Below are 18,610 nucleotides of genomic sequence, written 5' to 3' on the forward strand. Positions count from 1 at the left end.
GACCGGGGGCGCGCGGAGCCGATCCCATAGACTTTTCCCGCCTTTGACCTCTCGCGCGCCGTGTGCGGCGGAGCGCGAACGACCAGTCCCAGCGGACGCCGAGGAGTTATGTCCGGAGCCACGGAAAAGGAAGTACAGGGCGCGGTACTCGCCCCTGAGACGCTGCAGGAGGCGGTCAAGGCCGCCGAAGCGGCGTTCGCCGCCGCGACCGGGCTCGAAGGGCTGGCCGAGGTCAAGCCGGCCCACCTCGGCGACCACGCGCCGCTGATGCTGGCCCGTCGCGAGATCGGCGCCCTGCCGAAGCAGGAGAAGGCCGAGGCGGGCAAGCGCGTCAACGAGGCCCGCCAGGCCGTCCAGGCGGCCTTCGACGCCCGCCGCGCCGAGCTCCAGGTGGAGCGCGACGAGCGCGTGCTGCGCGAAGAGGCGGTCGACGTCACCCTGCCGTGGGACCGCGTCCCGCGCGGCGCCCGGCACCCGATCAGCACCATCTCCGAACGCGTCGCGGACGCCTTCGTCGCGATGGGCTACGAGGTCGCCGAGGGGCCGGAGCTCGAAGCCGAGTGGTTCAACTTCGACGCGCTGAACTTCGGCAAGGACCACCCGGCCCGGCAGCTGCAGGACACGTTCTACGTCGGCGAAGAGGACTCGGGCCTGGTGCTGCGCACGCACACCTCGCCGGTCCAGGCGCGCACGCTGCTGCACCGCGACCTGCCGGTGTACGTCGTCTGCCCCGGCCGGACGTACCGCACCGACGAGCTCGACTCGACGCACACCCCGGTGTTCACCCAGGTCGAAGGTCTGGCGGTGGACAAGGGCATCACGATGGCCCACCTCAAGGGCACCTTGGACGCCTTCGCCCGCGCGATGTTCGGCGAGAGCTCCAAGACGCGGCTGCGCCCGCACTTCTTCCCCTTCACCGAGCCGTCCGCCGAGGTGGACGTCTGGTTCGAGGAGAAGAAGGGCGGCCCCGGCTGGGTCGAGTGGGGCGGCTGCGGCATGGTCAACCCGAACGTGCTGCGCGCCTGCGGTGTCGACCCGGACGTGTACTCGGGCTTCGCCTTCGGCATGGGTATCGAGCGCACCCTGCAATTCCGCAACGGGATCCCGGACATGCGCGACATGGTGGAGGGCGACGTCCGCTTCACCCTTCCCTTCGGAACGGAGGCGTAGTGCGAGTTCCAGTCAGCTGGCTGACCGAACACCTCGATCTCACCGAGGAGGTCACGCCGCAGGACCTGGCCGACGCGTTCGTCCGGATCGGCATCGAGGTCGACGACCTGCGCGAACTCGGCCCGGTGACCGGCCCGCTGGTCGTCGGCCGGGTGGCCGAGGTCGAGGAGCTCACCGAGTTCAAGAAGCCGGTGCGCTTCTGCCGCGTCGACGTCGGCGAGCCCGCCGACGAAGCCGAGGAACTCGACGACGAGGACGAAGAGGACGACGACGAAGAGGGCGAGTTCGACGAGGGCCCGCACGGCATCAAGACCCGCGGCATCATCTGCGGTGCGCGCAACTTCGTCGAGGGTGACCTGGTCGTCGTCGCGCTGCCCGGCGCCGTCCTGCCCGGCGACTTCGCCATCGCCGCCCGCAAGACCTACGGCCGCGTCAGCGACGGCATGATCTGCTCGGCGCGCGAGCTCGGCCTCGGCGACGACCACACCGGCATCCTCGTGCTTCCCCCGAGCACCGCCAGCCCGGGGGACGACGCCCAGGAGCTGCTCGGCCTGAACGACTCGGTGATCGAGCTCGCGCCGACCCCGGACCGCGGGTACGCGCTGTCGATCCGCGGGCTCGCGCGCGAGCTGTCGAACGCGCTCGACGTGCCCTTCGGCGACCCGGCGCTGCTCGAGGTCCCGGCGGCCGAGGGCGACGCCTGGCCGGTCCGCGTCGAGGACCCGGAAGGCTGCCCGCGGTTCGTGCTGCGCCGGGTCACCGGCCTGGACGCGACCGCGCCGACCCCGTGGCGGATGCGGCGGCGGCTGATGCTGGCCGGCATCCGGTCGATTTCGCTGGCCGTCGACGTCACGAACTACGTGATGCTCGAGCTCGGGCACCCGCTGCACGCCTTCGCCACCAAGGCCATCCAGGGCGACCTGGTGGTCCGGCGGGCGAAGCCGGGCGAGAAACTGACCACTTTGGACGACGTCGAGCGCACGCTCGACCCGGACGACGTGGTCATCGCCGACGACAGCGGCGTCATCTCGCTGGCCGGCACGATGGGGGGCGCGAGCACCGAGATCACGCCGGAGAGCACCGACGTGCTGCTCGAAGCGGCGCACTGGAACCCGGCGGCGATCAGCCGCACCGCGCGGCGGCACAAGCTGTTCTCCGAGGCCGCCAAGCGGTTCGAGCGGTTCACCGACCCGCAGCTGTGCGCGGCGGCCGTCGAGCTCGCCGCCCGGCTGCTGCGCCAGTACGGCGACGCCGCCATCCAGCCCGGCCGCACCGACGAGGGCGCGGTCGAGCCGAACCCGGCGGTCGTCATGCCGATCAACCTGCCCGACAAGGTCGCGGGCGTGAACTACCAGCGCGGGGTGACGGTCCGCCGGCTCACCCAGATCGGCTGCAAGGTCTCGGTCAGCACGGGTGACGACGGCACCGGCCAGGTCACGGCGATCCCGCCGAGCTGGCGCGGCGATCTGCGCCAGCCGGCCGACCTCGTCGAAGAGGTGCTGCGGCTCGAGGGGTACGACAGCATCCCGTCGACGCTGCCGGCGGCTCCGGCCGGCCGCGGCCTGACCGACGGCCAGCGGCGCGTCCGGGGTGTCTCCCGGGCGCTGGCCGAGGCGGGGTACGTCGAGGTGCGCCCGTTCCCGTTCGTCAGCGACGCGGTGTGGGACGCCTTCGGCCTCCCGGCCGACGACAGCCGCCGCAACGCGGTGGTCGTCCGCAACCCGCTGGAGGCCGACCGCAACCGCCTGGCGACGACGTTGCTGCCGGGCCTGCTGGACACCATGCAGCGCAACGTGTCCCGCGGGATGAAGGACGTTTCGCTCTACCACATCGGCCAGGTGGTGCTCCCGGCTCCGAACCCGCTGAAGGTCCCGGCCCTCGGCGTCGACCGCCGGCCCTCGGACGAGGAACTGGCCCTGCTGGAGGCCGCGGTGCCGCAGCAGCCGCTGCACGTGGCGGTGGTCCTCGCCGGGAACCGGCGCCGGGCCGGCTGGTGGGGCGCGGGCGAGCCGGCCAACTGGGCCGACGCGGTCCAGGCGGCCCGCACGGTCGCGGAGGCGGCCGGGGTCGAGCTGACGGTGCAGGGGGCCGACCTCCCGCCGTGGCACCCGGGCCGCTGCGCCCAGCTCCGGGTCGGCGACTGGCCGGTCGGCTACGCGGGCGAGCTGCACCCGAAGGTCGTCGAGGCCCTCGGGCTGCCGCCCCGGACGGTGGCGATGGAGCTGGACCTCGACGCGATCCCGCTCCCGGACGCCCGCCCGGCACCGAGCGTGTCGGGCTACCCGCCGGTGCTCTTGGACGTGGCCCTGGTGGCGGCGGCGGAGGTCCCGTCGGCCGACCTCGCGGAGGTCCTCCGCACGGGGGCGGGCGAGCTCCTGGAGGACATCACGCTGTTCGACGTGTACGCGGGCGAGCAGGTCGGCGAGGGCAAGCGATCGCTGGCGTACAAGCTGCGTTTCCGCGCCCCGGACCGCACCTTGACGGTCGACGAGGCCACCAAGGCCCGCGACGCGGCGGTGGCAGCGGCAGGCGAGCGCTTCAGCGCAACCCTCCGCGCCTGACGGTCACCCGGCCCCTCCCGCCATCCGGCCGGAGGGGCCGGCCCGCGCCGCAGCCCTCACCCGCCCCACGCGGCGGCCCTCATCCGGCCCGCGCCGACCCCCATCCCTACGCGCCGACCCTCCAGCCCCACGCGCCGACCCTCCAGCCCCACGTGTCGTCCGCCTAGGTACGCGTGTCGTCCCTCCAGTCACGCGAGCCGGCCCCCCAAACACACCAGCCGACCCTCCAGACACACCAGCCGACCGCCGAGGTAGGCCAGCCGTCCCTCCAGGCACGTGCGCCGACCCTTCCGGTACGCCGCACCCGCCCTTCAGCCGATGTGCTTGAGCGCCTCCCGTCTGGACAACCCGGACAACCCCGGGTGATCGTCCACGAAGCACCGCACCCAGTCCGGCGCCGTCTTCGCGTAATCCCGCAGGGCCCAGCCGATCCCCTTGCGCAGGAAGAACTCGGTCTCACCGATCGCCGGCTCGATCGCGCGGGTGAGCAGATCCGTGTCCGTGTCCTCCTTGGCCCCCACCTGGCAGATGATGGCCGTCCGGCGGCGCCAGAGGTCGTCGTCGCCGGCCCAGGCCAGCATGATCGGCGTCATCCGGGGGCGGTGCTCCCGGAGGATCGGGCCGATCCGGCGGATGGCGAGCTCGTCCACGTGGTCCCACCACGCCCCGTCGACGATCATTTCCTCGTACACCGGGACCAGGTCCGGGTCCTGCCACCGCCGGTAGGCCCGGTATCCGGAAAGATCGATGGCCGCGTAGCGCTCTTCGCGGAATTCGGCGGTTCGCCACAACTTCAGGACGGTTGCCGAAAATGTCACCCGATCGGGCAATGTGTGCTCGGCCAGCACCCGCTTGAGGAGCGCACTGCGCTCGGGTTTCGCCACTCCGCGGAAGGGCATGGCCGACTTCATGTACGCCTGCATCGCCGGCGCTTTCGCCGGGTCGGCCAGTTCCGCCAGCCCGGCGCGGATCGCCTCGACCAGCCTCTCGTCCGCGCTCATCCGTCCTCCCTCGGGCTTCGGCGATCCGGAGCGTACCGGCGGCCACCGACAGTTCCGGCGCCACGCGGTCGCCGCAGGTCCCGACGAAAGGCGGATGGCGAAAGTCGCGTCGGTCAGCGAGATTGGCCGAGGTTGCCGGTAGTTTCGTCGAAAATCTGGCGAACGCCGTCGAATGCGGACGAAAAGGACGACTGTGAAAAGAATCGTTGCCGCCATCGCCGCCGCGGGGCTCGCGGCCGGGCTGATGGCCGCCGCGCCCGCCGCCTCGGCGGAAACCGGGGTGCAGTTCACCCCCGCGCCGATCGCCTGGGGCGCCTGCGCGTCGGCGAGCCTCAAGGCCAACGGCGCCGAATGCGGCTTCCTCGAAGTGCCGATGGACTACGCGAAGCCGGGCGGGGCGAAGGTCTCCGTCGCGGTCTCGCGGATCAAGCACAAGACCGCGCAGTCCCAGGGCATCATGCTGGTGAACCCGGGCGGCCCGGGTGGCTCCGGCCTCGGCCTGTCGGTGCTCGGCAAGTACGTGCCGAACCACGCCGGGGACAACTACGACTGGATTGGCTTCGACCCGCGGGGCGTCGGGTCCAGCAAGCCCGCCGTCAGCTGCGACGGGAACTACTTCAGCTACAACCGGCCGGCGTACGTGCCGACCACCGTGCAGCTGGAGAAGACCTGGCTCGCCCGTTCCAAGGGGTACGCCGACGCGTGCCGCAAGAACGGCGAGATCCTGAACCACCTGAAGACGACCGACGTCGCGCAGGACATGGACAGCCTGCGCAAGGCACTGGGCCAGAAGCAGATCAACTACTACGGCTTCTCCTACGGCACCTACCTCGGCCAGGTGTACAGCACGCTGTACCCGAAGAACGTCCGCCGGATGGTGCTGGACGGCAACGTCGACCCGCGGAAGGTCTGGTACCAGGCCAACCTCGACCAGGACGTCGCGTTCGACAAGAACATCAAGATCTACTTCGACTGGCTGGCCAAGTACGACGACGTCTACCACCTGGGCAAGACCGGCGACGCCGTCGAGAAGCTCTGGTACGACACCCAGCGCAAGCTCGCCAAGGACCCGGCGGGCGGGGTCGTCGGCGGCGACGAGTGGACCGACATCTTCCTGCAGGCCGGTTACTACGTCTTCGGCTGGGTCGACATGGCCAAGGCCTTCGACGGCTACGTGCACAAGGGTGACTGGCAGACGCTCAAGGCGCTCTACGACGCCTCGAACCCGCCCGGCAACGACAACGGCTTCGCCGTGTACCTGGGCGTGCAGTGCACCGACGTGCAGTGGCCGACCGACTGGAACCGGTGGCGGATCGACAACTGGCTGACCTACTTCAAGGCCCCGTTCGAGACCTGGGGCAACGCCTGGTTCAACGCGCCCTGCGTGTTCTGGCCGGCGAAGGCGGGCAAGCCGGTGGACATCGACGGCCGCAAGGTGGCCGGCGCACTGCTCATCAGCGAAGAGCTCGACGCCGCCACGCCGTACGCCGGCAGCCTCGAGGTGCGGAAGCGGTTCCCGAACTCGAGCCTGATCAGCGCGCCGGGCGGGACGACGCACGCCGGTTCGCTGTCCGGGGTGTCCTGTGTGGACGACAAGATCGCCGACTACCTGGCCACCGGCACCCTGCCGAAGCGTCAGCCCGGCAACCACTCGGACGTCCAGTGCGACCCGGTGCCCGCGCCGGTGCCCGACGGCGCCGAGGCGCAGAAGTCGGACAACTCCGCGAAGGCCGCCCAGGAGAAGCAGAGCACGCTGGCCCAGCTGCTGCACTTCTGAGCGAATCCGCTTGATCCCGCTGCCCCGGTCCGGTTCTTCCGGACCGGGGCAGCGTCTTGTCCGCCGGTGTCCCATCGTCGCCTCCTCGTGACGGTTCGTGGTCGCCGGGGACGTTAGGGGAGGGGTCCGACAATTTCGGAGCGAAGTGGGCCGTGAGCTGCGCGTGACCGAAAATTGTCGGGGGTGCGCGCTAGCTTCGTGGCATGTCGATCATCGAAGAGCGCCGGACCGAGATCCGGGCCGAGGACAACACCTACCAGATCGTGGTCGCGACCAGGACGGACGCCGACCGCGCCGAACCCACACCCCGGGTGATGATCACCCTGGAGGCCGGCGGCCCCGGCGGCGAACCGGTCGCCGAGGGCAGCCTCGACCTCGACGTCGCGGTGGCGGCCACGGTGGCCGAGCTCGTCGCGGACGAGTTGCTGTCCGCGACCGGCGCGGGCCGCGGGCCGCGGCGAAGATCCGCGGGCCGTCCTGCCCAGCAGGGCCGCCCGTGGAGCGAGGAGTCGGACGCGGAGCTGGAGAGCCGGTGGATCGCGGGGGAGAGCGTCGCGCAGCTCGCGGCGTACTTCGAGCGCACCCCCGGCGGCATCCGTGCCCGGCTGCCGCGCGTGGGTTGCGACCCAGAAAACCCGGGCTGCTACCTCCCCGTGCCGCCGAGCAGGCGCACGGACCTGGACGGAGGTGAGCAGGGCTGACCGGCGGCGGTGGGCCGGTCCGTTGTGTGGACCGGCCCACCGGGCCGTCGCGTTCCACCGCGAGCTGACCGCGCGTTACCCGGTGCCGTCCGGCGCCCGGGGACGAGCTGCCGGACAGTCCCTGGTCCGCGGAGCTGACCGTGGTCGGCGAGGCAGCGTTGGGGCGGTTGTCGCCGGAGAACTGGTTCGCGGTCCTCGATCGCGGCGAACACTACGTCCAAGCCGGCGTCGGCGAGCAGGCGGCGACTCGTGGCGGGTGGTTCGCGCTGGAACACCGCGAAGGGTTGCCCGACCGGCATTTCCGCACGGAGGTCGCGGACCGGGCCCACCTCGTCCGCGCGTTCACCGGCTTCGCCGCGACCGACGACAACTGGCGGCGGGAACTCGAATGGCAGCGGCTGAATTTCTGACCGCCGCGCACCGAAGCACATCCAGGGAGGAGGAGCAGTGCTGCACCACGGGGTACACCCACGCCGCGGCCGGCAGGTTCAGGCGCCGGAGGGGGTTCCGGTGGGCGGCCGAGGGGACAGCCGCCGTTCCGGGCGCCCGGAACGCGGCCGATCCGTCCGGCATGGCCGCCGTTGCGCGGGAGGCCGGCACCGCGAGCACCGGGCGGGTGGCCGAGGAGTGAGCCGCCGTCCCGCGCCGCCGTTCCCGTGCCGGGCTCCCCGGTCAGTCCGGCACCGCCGCGGCCGCGCGGGCGGCCAGCACCCTGAGGTGTTCGACCAGCTCCGGCGGTTCCTCGACCGTGAACGCGCACCCCAGGCCCAGCAGCCGGAAGGCGAGCCAGTCCAGGGTGTCCGGGTGGCTCCGCCATCGGCACCGGCCGTCGCCGAGGTCGGTCAGGTCGCCCGCCGCCTGGCCGAGCCGGGACGCGATCTGCGATGCCGGTTCCGCCAGGACTCCCACCGCGCGGTACGTCGGTGCGAGGTCGTGGAACCGGTCGGTGACGTAGGCGGCCAGGTCCGTGGCGGGCGGCTCGCGCGGCACCGCCCGGCCGCCGGTCGCCTGGGCTTCGCGGACGCGGTCGGCGCGGAACACGCGCCAGTCCACCCGGTCGAGGTCGTACGCGACCAGGTACCAGCGGCGGCCGGCGGCGACGAGCCGGAGCGGCTCGGCCCGGCGCCGGGTCTCGGTCCCGTCGTGGGCGCGGTAGCGGAACCGGACGGTTTCGCGGTTGGTGATCGCCCCGGCGAACACGGTCAGCTGCGCCGGGTCGACGACCGGCCCGGTGGCCGGCACGGCGACCGTCGCCGTGCCGATCGTGCCCACCCGGCGGCGCAGCCGCGCCGGCAGGACCTGTTCCAGCTTGGCGAGCGCCCGCACGGACGCCTCCCCGATGCCGGAAACGGATTGCGCCGCGGCGGTCCGCAGCCCCACCGCGATCGCGACGGCTTCCTCGTCGTCGAGCACGAGCGGGGGCATCGCGGTGCCGGCGACCAGCCGGTACCCGCCGGCGACTCCGCGGGCGGCCTCGACCGGGTAGCCCAGGTCGCGTAGCCGCTCGATGTCGCGGCGGATGGTCCGCGGGCTGACCCCCAGGCGCGCGGCCAGTTCGCTGCCCGGCCATTCGCGCGGTGTCTGGAGCAGCGAGAGCAGGCCGAGCAGCCGGGCGGGGGTGTCCGTCATGCGCCCAGCATCCCAAGGTGGCGGTCACCACTCCGGGTTTGTTTAGACTTGCAAGGGCGTGCATAATCATGCGTATGACGGTGAACATCGCGGTGGCCGGAGCCAGCGGGTACGCGGGTGGTGAGCTGCTGCGCCTGCTCCTGACCCATCCCGGGGTCGAGATCGGCGCGCTCACGGCCGCCAGCAGCGCGGGCACGAAGCTCGGCGTCCACCAGCCCCACCTCGTCCCCCTCGCCGACCGCGTCCTGGCCGAGACGACGCCGGAGACCCTCGCCGGCCACGACGTCGTCTTCCTCGCGCTGCCCCACGGGCACTCCGCGGCGATCGCGGCGCAGCTCGGCCCGGACGTCCTGGTGGTCGACCTCGGCGCCGACCACCGCCTGGCCGACGCCGGCGACTGGCAGCGCTGGTACGGCGGCGACCACGCCGGCCAGTGGCCGTACGGCTTGCCCGAGCTGCCCGGCGCCCGGGAAAGGCTCGCCGGCACCAAGCGCATCGCCGTGCCGGGCTGCTTCCCGACCGGCGGATCGCTGGCCCTGGCGCCCGCGTTCGCCGCCGGCCTGATCGAGCCCGACGTCACGATCGTGGCGGTCACCGGGACCTCCGGCGCCGGCAAGAGCCTCAAGCCGAACCTGCTCGGTTCCGAGGTGATGGGTTCGGCGAGCGCGTACGGCGTCGGCGGCGCCCACCGCCACACCCCCGAGTTCGTGCAGAACCTCTCGGCCGTCGCGGGCGAGCAGGTCACCGTGTCCTTCACCCCGGTGCTCGCGCCGATGCCCCGCGGCATCCTCACCACGGCGAGCGCTCCGCTGAAGGACGGCGTCGACGAGGCCGCCGCCCGGGCGGCGTACGAAAAGGCCTACGACGCGGAGCCGTTCGTCCAGCTCCTGCCCGCCGGTGCCTGGCCGGCGACCGCATCGACGCTCGGCTCGAACAACACCCAGCTGCAGGTCACGGTCGACACCGGCGCGCGCCGCCTGGTCGTCGTCGCCGCGATCGACAACCTGACCAAGGGCACCGCGGGTGGTGCCGTCCAGTCGATGAACCTGGCCCTCGGCCTCCCGGAAACCACCGGGCTTCCCACCGTAGGAGTGGCACCGTGACCGTCACCGGCCCCCAGGGCTTCCGCGCCGCCGGCGTCGCCGCCGGGATCAAGGCCTCCGGCGCGCTCGACCTCACCCTGGTCGTCAACGACGGCCCGCTCGACGTCGCGGCCGGCGTGTTCACCCGCAACGTCATCAAGGCCGCGCCGGTGCTGTGGTCGCAGGAAGTGCTCAAGCAGCAGCGGCTGAAGGCCGTCGTCCTCAACTCGGGCGGTGCCAACGCGGCCACCGGGCCCGGCGGCTTCCAGGACACCCACGCCACCGCCGAGAAGGTCGCCGAAGTGCTGCAGGCCGGCGCGATCGAGGTCGCCGTCTGCTCCACCGGCCTGATCGGCGAACGGCTCCCGATGGACGCGGTCTTGTCCGGAGTGGACACCGCCTTCAAGGCCCTCGACGCCGGCGCCGAAGCGGGCCTCAACGCCGCCAAGGGCGTGATGACGACCGACACGAAGCCGAAGCAGGCGTTCGCGAAGCACGACAACGGCTGGAGCGTCGGCGGCTTCGCCAAGGGCGCCGGCATGCTCGCGCCGAACCTCGCCACCATGCTCTCGGTCCTGACCACCGACGCCGTCGTGGACAAGGAAATCCTCGACCGGGCCCTGCGCGCGGCGACCCACGTCACCTTCGACCGGCTCGACGTCGACGGCGGCACGTCCACCAACGACACGGTGCTGGTCCTGGCGTCCGGCGCGAGCGGGGTCGAACCCGGCGAAGCCGAGCTCACCGAGCTGCTCACCGCGGTCAGCCATGACCTGGTGCTCCAGCTGCGCGCGGATTCCGAGGGAGCGACCAAGGACGTCGACGTCACCGTGCGGGGCGCGGCCACCGAGGCCGACGCGATCGCCGTCGCCCGCACGATCGCCGAGGACAACCTGGTCAAGACGGCGCTGTTCGGCTCCGACCCGAACTGGGGCCGGATCGCCATGGCGCTCGGCCGGGTACCGGCCCGCATCGACCCGGAAGCGGTGTCGATCGCGATCAACGGCGTCACCCTGTTCGCCCAGGGCGTGCCCGCCGCCGACCGGTCCGAGGCGGACCTCACCGGCCGGGTCATCGAGATCGTCGTCGACCTCGGCGTCGGCGCGAGCACCGCGACCATCTACACCACGGATCTTTCGCACGGTTACGTCGAAGAGAACAGCGCGTACTCCTCATGAACCAGGAGGCTCTGATTTCCGCGGACGAACGACTCGCGACGGCGGCCGAGAAGGCCGGTGTGCTCATCGAAGCGCTGCCCTGGCTGCAGCGGTTCCACGGGGCCACCGTGGTGGTGAAGTACGGCGGCAACGCCATGATCGACGACCAGCTGAAGGCGGCCTTCGCCGAGGACATGGTGTTCCTCCGGCTGGCCGGCCTGCGCCCGGTCGTCGTGCACGGCGGCGGGCCGCAGATCACCGCGATGCTCAAGCGCCTCGGCGTCGAAGGCGAGTTCAAGGGCGGCCTGCGGGTCACCACGCCGGAGACGATGGACATCGTCCGGATGGTGCTCACCGGGCAGGTCAGCCGGGAGCTCGTCGGGCTGATCAACGCCCACGGGCCGTACGCGGTCGGCATCTCCGGCGAGGACGCCCGGTTGTTCACCGCCGAACGCAAACGGGCCACTGTGGACGGTGAGCAGGTCGACATCGGGCTCGTCGGCGAGGTCGCCGAGGTCAACCCGGACGCGGTGCTCGACATCGTCAACGCCGGGCGCATCCCGGTGGTGTCGACCGTGGCCCCGGACGTCGACGGCATCGTGCACAACGTCAACGCCGACACGGCCGCGGGTGCGCTGGCAGCCGCGCTGGGCGCCGAGAAGCTCGTGGTGCTCACCGACGTCGAAGGCCTGTACGCGAACTGGCCCGACCGCTCGTCGCTGATCGACCGCATCCGCGTCGACCACCTCGAGCCGATGCTGCCCGGCCTGGCCAGCGGCATGATCCCGAAGATGGAGGCGTGCGTGCGCGCCATCCGGGGCGGCGTGCGCCGGGCGCATGTGATCGACGGCCGCCTCGCCCATTCGGTGCTGCTGGAGGTCTTCACCTCACGCGGCGTCGGCACCATGGTCTTCCCCGAAACGGAGCTCCCGTGACCGACCTCACGTCCAATGTGGACGGCCAGGCGCACTGGCAGTCCGCCCTGATGGACAACTACGGCACACCGAAGCTGACGCTGGTGCGCGGCGAAGGCGCGAAGGTGTGGGACGCCGACGGCCAGGAGTACGTCGACCTCGTCGGTGGCATCGCCGTCAACGCGCTCGGCCACGCGCACCCGGCCGTCGTCGAAGCCGTCACCGAGCAGATCAAGCGGCTCGGCCACACCTCGAACCTCTACGTCAACCCCGTCGCCGTCGAGCTCGCCGAGGCGCTGCTCGACGTCGCCGGCCTCACCGGCCACGGCAAGGTGCTGTTCGTCAACTCCGGCGCCGAGGCCAACGAAGCCGCGCTGAAGATCAGCCGGCTGACCGGCCGCACCAAGGTGGTCGCCGCCGAAGGCGCGTTCCACGGCCGGACCATGGGCGCGCTCACGCTCACCGGCCAGCCCGCCAAGCGCGACGCCTTCAAGCCGCTGGTGCCCGGGGTGGAGCACGTGCCGTTCGGCGACGTCGGGGCGCTCCAGGCCGCCGTCGACACCGACACCGCGGCCGTGTTCCTGGAGCCGGTGCTCGGGGAGGCGGGTGTCATCCCGGCGCCGGACGGCTACCTGCAGGCCGCCCGCGAAATCACCAAGGCCACCGGCACGCTGCTGGTGCTCGACGAGGTGCAGACCGGTCTCGGCCGGCTCGGCACCTGGTTCGGTTACCAGCAGGCCGGCATCGTCCCGGACGTCATCACCCTGGCGAAGGGGCTCGGCGGTGGGCTGCCGCTGGGCGCGGTGATCGGCGTCGGCGCGGCGGGCGACCTGCTCAAGCCGGGCCAGCACGGCACCACCTTCGGCGGCAACCCCGTCTGCTGCGCGGCCGGCCTCGCCGTGCTGAAGACCATCGCCGCCGAGGGCCTCCTCGACCACGTCGCCTCGCTGGGCAAGGACATCGCGGCGGGCGTCGAGGCGCTGGGGCACCCGCTCGTCGCCGGCGTGCGCGGCGCCGGGCTGCTGCTCGGCATCGCCCTGAAGCAGCCGGTCTCGGCGGCGGTCGCCCAGGCCGCCCAGGCCGCGGGCTACCTCGTCAACCCGGTCGCGCCGGACACCGTCCGGCTCGCGCCCCCGCTCGTCCTCGACGGCGAGCAGGCCGAGGGCTTCCTCGCCGCACTCCCGAACGCGCTCGACTCCACCACGAAGGACTCCGACTGATGCTGCGCCACTTCCTCCGCGACGACGACGTGAGTCCGGCCGAGCAGAAGGCCATCCTCGACCTCGCCGACGCGCTCAAGGCCGACCCGCTGGGCAACAAGACCCTCGCCGGCAAGTCCATCACGGCGATCTTCGAGAAGAACTCGACGCGGACCCGGTTCTCGTTCGAGGTCGGCATCAGCCAGCTCGGCGGCCACCCGGTGATCGTCGACGGCCGTTCGATGCAGCTCGGCCGCGAAGAGACCATCGAGGACACTTCGCGGGTCCTCTCGCGGTACGTCGACGGGATCGTGTGGCGCACCTTCGCGCAGAAGCGCCTCGAGACGATGGCGTCGGCCGCGTCGATCCCGGTGGTCAACGCGCTCACCGACGAGTTCCACCCGTGCCAGGTGCTCACCGACCTGATGACGATCCGCGAGCGCAAGGGCAAGCTCGCCGGCCTCACGCTCGTCTACCTCGGGGACGGGGCCAACAACATGGCGCACTCGCTGCTGCTCGGCGGCGTCACCGCCGGGATGCACGTCCGGGTCGTCTCGCCGGTCGGCTTCCAGCCGGACCAGGGCGTGATGCTGGACGCGAAGAAGCGCGCGAGCGAAACCGGCGGCACCGCCACCGTCTACACCGATGCGTACGCGGCCGTCGACGGCGCGGACGTGCTCGTCACCGACACGTGGACGTCGATGGGCCAGGAGAACGACGGCCTCGACCGGGTCGGCCCGTTCCGCGCCCTGCAGGTCAACGCCGAGCTGCTGAAGCGGGCCGCGGACGACGCGATCGTGCTGCACTGCCTGCCCGCGCACCGCGGCTGGGAGATCACCGACGAGGTGATCGACGGCCCGGCCAGCGCGGTCTGGGACGAAGCGGAGAACCGGCTGCACGCCCAGAAGGCCCTGCTGGTCTGGCTGTTCGAAGAGCGCCGGCGATGACCAGCAGCCGGGTGGGGCGGCAGGCGCGGATCACCGAGCTGGTGTCCACCATGACGATCCGCAGCCAGACCGAGCTGGCCAAGCTGCTGGCCGCCGAGGGCATCGAGGTCACCCAGGCGACGCTGTCGCGCGACCTCGACGAGCTGGGCGCGGTCAAGCTGCGCGGGCCGGACTCGGGCGCGCCGGTCTACGTCATCCCGGAGGACGGCAGCCCCGTCCGCGGGGTGCAGGGCGGGACGTCGCGGCTCTCCCGGCTGCTCGCGGAGCTGATGGTCTCGGCGGACTCGTCCGGCAACCTGATGGTGCTGCGGACGCCGCCGGGCGCGGCGCAGTTCCTGGCCAGCGCCATCGACCGGGCGGCGCTCGAAGAGGTCGTCGGCTCGATCGCGGGCGACGACACGGTCGCCGTCATCGCGCGAGAACCCCTGAACGGCAAGGAACTGGCGGAGCGCTTCGCCGCCCTCGCGCACCGGTCGGCGCACGAAGCCGGAGACGAAGGACCACCATGACCGTGCTCGCCGACATCTTCCCGGCCGAGGGCGAGTTCCTCGCGCCGGACGAGGTCGTGATCACCTTCGACCGCGGGGTTCCGCTGGCGATCGACGGCGAGACCGTCTCCGTCGCCGAAGCGCGCCGCATGCTGAGCGCGCGCGGGGAGGCGCAGAGAATCGGCCGCCGTCGAGCGTGTGCCGCGCTCGAACTGCGGGCCGGCCGTGGATGCGCCAGTCTGGCCGGCGCCGTGTCGGGCGAAGTCCGCCTGGTCCTGTACGACGGCCGGGTGACGGCCGAAGACCTGAATCCGACGAACACCGAGGAGAAGCGAGAACAGTGAGCGGGAACGAGCAGCCGGTGCAGCTGTGGGGCGGCCGGTTCGCCAGCGGTCCGGCGGAGGCCATGGCCGCGCTGAGCGCGTCGACGCACTTCGACTGGCGCCTGGCGCCCTACGACATCGCCGGGTCGCGTGCGCACGCTCGTGTGCTGCGCAAGGCGGGCCTGCTCACCGACGACGAGCTGACCGGCATGCTGGCCGCGCTGGACACGCTCGCCCAGGACGTCGCGTCGGGGGCGTTCACCCCGACGATCGCCGACGAGGACGTGCACACGGCCCTCGAGCGCGGCCTGCTCGAGCGCGCGGGCACCGAGCTCGGCGGCAAGCTGCGCGCCGGCCGCTCGCGCAACGACCAGGTGGCCACGCTGTTCCGGATGTGGCTGCGCGACGCCGCGCGCCGGGTCGTCGCCGGCACCCTGGAGGTCATCGACGCGCTGGTGTCGCAGGCGAAGCGGCACCCGGACGCGATCCTGCCCGGCCGCACGCACCTGCAGCACGCCCAGCCGGTGCTGCTCGCCCACCACCTGATGGCCCACGGCCAGGCGCTGCTGCGCGACGTCTCGCGGCTGCAGGACTGGGACGCCCGCACGGCCGAGTCGCCGTACGGCTCGGGCGCCCTCGCCGGCTCGTCGCTGGGTCTCGACCCCGAGGCCGTCGCCGAAGAGCTCGGCTTCGCCACCAGCGTCGAGAACTCCATCGACGGCACCGCTTCGCGGGACTTCGTCGCCGAGTTCGCCTTCGCCGTCGCGATGCTCTCGGTCAACCTGTCCCGGATCGCCGAAGAGGTGATCATCTGGAACACCGCCGAGTTCGGGTACGTCACCCTGGACGACGCCTGGGCCACCGGCAGCTCGATCATGCCGCAGAAGAAGAACCCGGACGTCGCGGAGCTGACGCGCGGCAAGGCGGGCCGGCTGATCGGCAACCTCACCGGCCTGCTGGCCACCCTCAAGGCGCAGCCGCTGGCCTACAACCGGGACCTGCAGGAGGACAAGGAGCCGGTGTTCGACTCGGTCGAGCAGCTCGAGCTCCTGTTCCCGGCGATCGCCGGCATGCTCGAAACGCTCACCTTCCACACCGAGCGGCTCGCCGAGCTGGCCCCGGCCGGCTTCACCCTGGCCACCGACATCGCCGAGTGGCTGGTGCGCCAGGGCGTCCCGTTCCGCGTCGCGCACGAAGCGGCGGGCGAGAGCGTCCGCGTCGCCGAGGCCCGCGGCGTCGGCTTGGACGAGCTGACCGACGAAGAGTTCGAGAAGATCAACCCGGCGCTCACGCCCGCGGTGCGTGAAGTCCTGACCGTCGAAGGTTCGGTGAAGTCCCGCGACGCCCGGGGCGGCACGGCGCCGGTGCGCGTGGCCGAGCAGCGCGCCCGGCTCGAGGAGCGCGTCACCGCGGCCCGTCAGTGGCTCAACTAGTCCGCTGGTTACGCTCAGCCGGGTCACCAGGACGAGGGGAGCGGTGTTGAGCGACCGGCTGTTCACGCGCGAGGAGCTGGCACTCGATCCCGTCGACCTGGCCCGGCTGCTGCTCGGCTCGGTCCTGGAGGCCGACGGTCCCGACGGCACCGTCGGCGTCCGCCTGGTCGAGGTGGAGGCCTACCGAGGCGAGGACGACCCGGCGTCGCACTGCTACCGCGGTCAGACCCCGCGCAACGCCGTGATGTGGGGTCCGGCGGGTCACCTGTACGTGTACTTCGTCTACGGGATGCACTTCTGCGCGAACATCGTCGGCTCCCACGACGGCGTGGCGGGCGCGGTGCTGCTGCGGGCGGGCGAGGTCGTCACCGGCCTCGACGTCGTCCGCAAGCGGCGCCCGTCCGCGCGGGGGACCGGCGAACTGGCCAAGGGGCCGGCCATCCTGACGTCGGTGCTCCGCGTCGACCGCGAGCAGAACGGCGTCGACCTGACCGATCCGGCGTCACCGGTCCGGCTGTACGAAGGCGAACGAGTGCCGGCCGAGCAGATCCGCAGCGGCCCGCGCGTCGGCGTCGCGATGGCGATGGACACGCCGTGGCGGTTCTGGGTCGACGGTTCGCCCGCCGTGTCCACCTACCGCCGCGGCGGCAAGCGGCGGGTCCGACCCGCCAGTTAGTCGGTTGACCTGGTGCGGGAGGATCTACAGGCGTGAGCGAACACATCCTCGACGAGCTGTCCTGGCGCGGCCTGATCGCGCAGTCCACCGACATCGACGCCCTCCGGCGCGAGCTCGACCAGGGTCCCGTGACGCTCTATTGCGGCTTCGACCCGACCGCGCCCAGCCTGCACGCCGGCAACCTGGTGCCGCTGCTCATGCTCAAGCGGTTCCAGCGCGCCGGGCACCGGCCGATCGTGCTGGCCGGCGGTGCGACCGGGATGATCGGCGACCCGCGCGACACCGGTGAGCGCACGCTGAACACCCTCGACGTCGTCGCCGAGTGGGCCGGGCGCATCCGCGGCCAGCTCGAACGGTTCGTCGACTTCGACGACTCGGCCACCGGCGCGATCGTCGAGAACAACCTGAACTGGACCGGGCAGCAGACCGCCCTGGAGTTCCTGCGCGACGTCGGGAAGCACTTCTCGATCAACGTCATGCTGAACCGGGAGACGGTGAAGCGCCGGCTCGAGGGCGACGGCATGTCCTACACCGAGTTCAGCTACCTGCTCCTGCAGTCGCAGGACTACCTGCAGCTGTACCGCCAGTACGGCTGCAAGCTGCAGGTCGGCGGGTCCGACCAGTGGGGCAACCTCGTCGGCGGGGTCGACCTGATCCGGCGGACCGACGGGGCGGCCGTGCACGCGCTGACCGCGCCGCTGGTGACCGACGCCGAGGGCCGCAAGTTCGGCAAGTCGACGGGTGGCGGGAACCTCTGGCTCGACCCGGAGATGACCTCGCCGTACGCCTGGTACCAGTACTTCGTCAATGTGGGTGACGCCGACGTCGTCCGCTACCTGCGGATGTTCACCTTCCTCGACCAGGAGGAGATCGCCGCGCTGGCGGAGGACACCGAACAGCGTCCCCACCTGCGGGCCGCGCAGAAGCGGCTGGCGGAGGAGTTCACCACCCTCGTCCACGGTGAGGAGCAGACCCGCCAGGTGATCAACGCCAGTCAGGCGCTGTTCGGCCGAGGTGAACTCGGTGACCTGGACGAACGCACCCTCGACGCGGCGATGGCCGAGGTGCCGAACGGCAAGGTCGACCCGTCCGGCGACGCGACGATCGTCGATCTGCTGCTCGCCGCGGGCCTGGTGGACAGCAAGGGCGCCGCGCGCCGCACCCTCAAGGAGGGCGGCGCGTACGTCAACAACGTGAAGATCGCCGACGAGGAGTGGAAGCCGTCCCGCGAGGATGCCCTCCACGGCAAGTGGCTGGTGGTCCGCAAGGGCAAGCGGAACGTCGCCGGCGTCGCGCTCGGCGGCTGACCGGCTCCGGTGGCCCGAAACAGGGGCCTGACCTGCGAGAACGCGGTTAAGGGACCCCCCTGTTTCGGGCCCTCCGGAGGGGTGTAAAGTTCTCCAAGTCGCCAGGGAAACCGGGTGGCCACCGGGACACGAACCAAGCTCTCGCGGATCGCGATTGAGTGGGTGTCCCACCAAAAACTGCTAGGAATACTCGCTTCGGGTAAGGCCGCTTGACGGCGGTGCGACTCGGGGTGTGTTGCTTGAGA

Annotated in this window: 17 protein-coding genes; 15 read left to right on the forward strand and 2 right to left on the reverse strand. The window is 71.8% G+C overall.

The window, feature by feature from the left end:
• The first annotated feature begins 108 nt into the window (after positions 1-108).
• Both pheS and pheT read left to right on the forward strand, forming a co-directional pair.
• A complete protein-coding gene (gene pheS / locus ACFVYA_RS44645) occupies positions 109-1,170 on the forward strand; it encodes a phenylalanine--tRNA ligase subunit alpha (protein ID WP_387053985.1) in 1,062 nt (353 codons plus the stop codon).
• Positions 1,170-3,731: a phenylalanine--tRNA ligase subunit beta gene (gene pheT / locus ACFVYA_RS44650; protein WP_387053987.1), complete on the forward strand. Its 2,562-nt coding sequence runs from the start codon at positions 1,170-1,172 to the stop codon at positions 3,729-3,731. Before pheS ends, pheT begins: the two co-directional genes overlap by 1 nt.
• Positions 3,732-4,042: 311 nt before the next feature.
• Here pheT and ACFVYA_RS44655 read toward each other — a convergent pair whose 3' ends face one another.
• Positions 4,043-4,732 (reverse strand): DNA alkylation repair protein, encoded by a 690-nt coding sequence (locus tag ACFVYA_RS44655; RefSeq protein ID WP_387053989.1) that lies wholly within the window; start codon positions 4,730-4,732, stop codon positions 4,043-4,045.
• Between the two features lie 193 nt (positions 4,733-4,925).
• On the opposite strand from ACFVYA_RS44655, the gene ACFVYA_RS44660 reads away from it, so the two are divergent.
• The 3 genes from ACFVYA_RS44660 to ACFVYA_RS44670 all read left to right on the forward strand — a co-directional run bounded on the left by ACFVYA_RS44660 (position 4,926) and on the right by ACFVYA_RS44670 (position 7,620).
• Positions 4,926-6,509, forward strand: a complete 1,584-nt coding sequence (locus tag ACFVYA_RS44660; RefSeq protein ID WP_387053991.1) for an alpha/beta hydrolase — start codon at positions 4,926-4,928, stop codon at positions 6,507-6,509.
• A gap of 203 nt (positions 6,510-6,712) precedes the next feature.
• Complete coding sequence (locus tag ACFVYA_RS44665; protein ID WP_387053993.1) at positions 6,713-7,210, forward strand: helix-turn-helix domain containing protein; 498 nt, start codon at positions 6,713-6,715, stop codon at positions 7,208-7,210.
• 140 nt (positions 7,211-7,350) lie between these two features.
• On the forward strand, positions 7,351-7,620 hold the full coding sequence (locus ACFVYA_RS44670) for a hypothetical protein (protein WP_387053995.1): 270 nt from the start codon (positions 7,351-7,353) through the stop codon (positions 7,618-7,620).
• Positions 7,621-7,882: 262 nt separating this feature from the next.
• Here ACFVYA_RS44670 and ACFVYA_RS44675 read toward each other — a convergent pair whose 3' ends face one another.
• Positions 7,883-8,839, reverse strand: coding sequence for a helix-turn-helix transcriptional regulator (locus ACFVYA_RS44675; RefSeq protein WP_387053998.1), 957 nt, complete (start codon positions 8,837-8,839; stop codon positions 7,883-7,885).
• 74 nt (positions 8,840-8,913) lie between these two features.
• Between ACFVYA_RS44675 and argC the strand changes: the two genes are divergently transcribed.
• Genes argC through tyrS form a run of 10 tightly spaced genes read left to right on the forward strand, consistent with a single transcriptional unit; the run spans position 8,914 to position 18,365 of the window.
• Positions 8,914-9,942 (forward strand): N-acetyl-gamma-glutamyl-phosphate reductase, encoded by a 1,029-nt coding sequence (gene argC / locus ACFVYA_RS44680; RefSeq protein WP_285993294.1) that lies wholly within the window; start codon positions 8,914-8,916, stop codon positions 9,940-9,942.
• A complete protein-coding gene (argJ, locus tag ACFVYA_RS44685; RefSeq protein ID WP_387054000.1) occupies positions 9,939-11,099 on the forward strand; it encodes a bifunctional glutamate N-acetyltransferase/amino-acid acetyltransferase ArgJ in 1,161 nt (386 codons plus the stop codon). Before argC ends, argJ begins: the two co-directional genes overlap by 4 nt.
• Positions 11,096-12,013 carry an acetylglutamate kinase gene (gene argB / locus ACFVYA_RS44690; protein ID WP_387054003.1) on the forward strand — a complete coding sequence of 306 codons (918 nt, stop codon included), beginning with the start codon at positions 11,096-11,098 and terminating at the stop codon, positions 12,011-12,013. The genes argJ and argB overlap by 4 nt, the downstream gene beginning before the upstream one ends.
• Complete coding sequence (locus tag ACFVYA_RS44695) at positions 12,010-13,212, forward strand: acetylornithine transaminase (protein WP_387054005.1); 1,203 nt, start codon at positions 12,010-12,012, stop codon at positions 13,210-13,212. Before argB ends, ACFVYA_RS44695 begins: the two co-directional genes overlap by 4 nt.
• A complete protein-coding gene (argF, locus tag ACFVYA_RS44700) occupies positions 13,212-14,138 on the forward strand; it encodes an ornithine carbamoyltransferase (protein WP_285993290.1) in 927 nt (308 codons plus the stop codon). Before ACFVYA_RS44695 ends, argF begins: the two co-directional genes overlap by 1 nt.
• On the forward strand, positions 14,135-14,647 hold the full coding sequence (locus ACFVYA_RS44705) for an arginine repressor (RefSeq protein ID WP_285993289.1): 513 nt from the start codon (positions 14,135-14,137) through the stop codon (positions 14,645-14,647). Before argF ends, ACFVYA_RS44705 begins: the two co-directional genes overlap by 4 nt.
• Complete coding sequence (locus ACFVYA_RS44710) at positions 14,644-14,970, forward strand: argininosuccinate synthase (RefSeq protein WP_387054008.1); 327 nt, start codon at positions 14,644-14,646, stop codon at positions 14,968-14,970. Before ACFVYA_RS44705 ends, ACFVYA_RS44710 begins: the two co-directional genes overlap by 4 nt.
• Positions 14,967-16,382: an argininosuccinate lyase gene (argH, locus tag ACFVYA_RS44715; protein ID WP_387054010.1), complete on the forward strand. Its 1,416-nt coding sequence runs from the start codon at positions 14,967-14,969 to the stop codon at positions 16,380-16,382. The genes ACFVYA_RS44710 and argH overlap by 4 nt, the downstream gene beginning before the upstream one ends.
• 46 nt (positions 16,383-16,428) lie before the next feature.
• The gene (locus tag ACFVYA_RS44720) at positions 16,429-17,058 is read left to right on the forward strand and encodes a DNA-3-methyladenine glycosylase (protein WP_387054012.1); all 630 of its coding nucleotides are present in this window, start codon (positions 16,429-16,431) and stop codon (positions 17,056-17,058) included.
• Positions 17,059-17,090: 32 nt separating this feature from the next.
• The gene (gene tyrS / locus ACFVYA_RS44725; RefSeq protein WP_387054014.1) at positions 17,091-18,365 is read left to right on the forward strand and encodes a tyrosine--tRNA ligase; all 1,275 of its coding nucleotides are present in this window, start codon (positions 17,091-17,093) and stop codon (positions 18,363-18,365) included.
• The last annotated feature ends 245 nt before the right edge of the window (positions 18,366-18,610 follow it).

It is taken from the genome of Amycolatopsis sp. NPDC058278, assembly GCF_042881395.1.
GTDB lineage: Bacteria > Actinomycetota > Actinomycetes > Mycobacteriales > Pseudonocardiaceae > Amycolatopsis.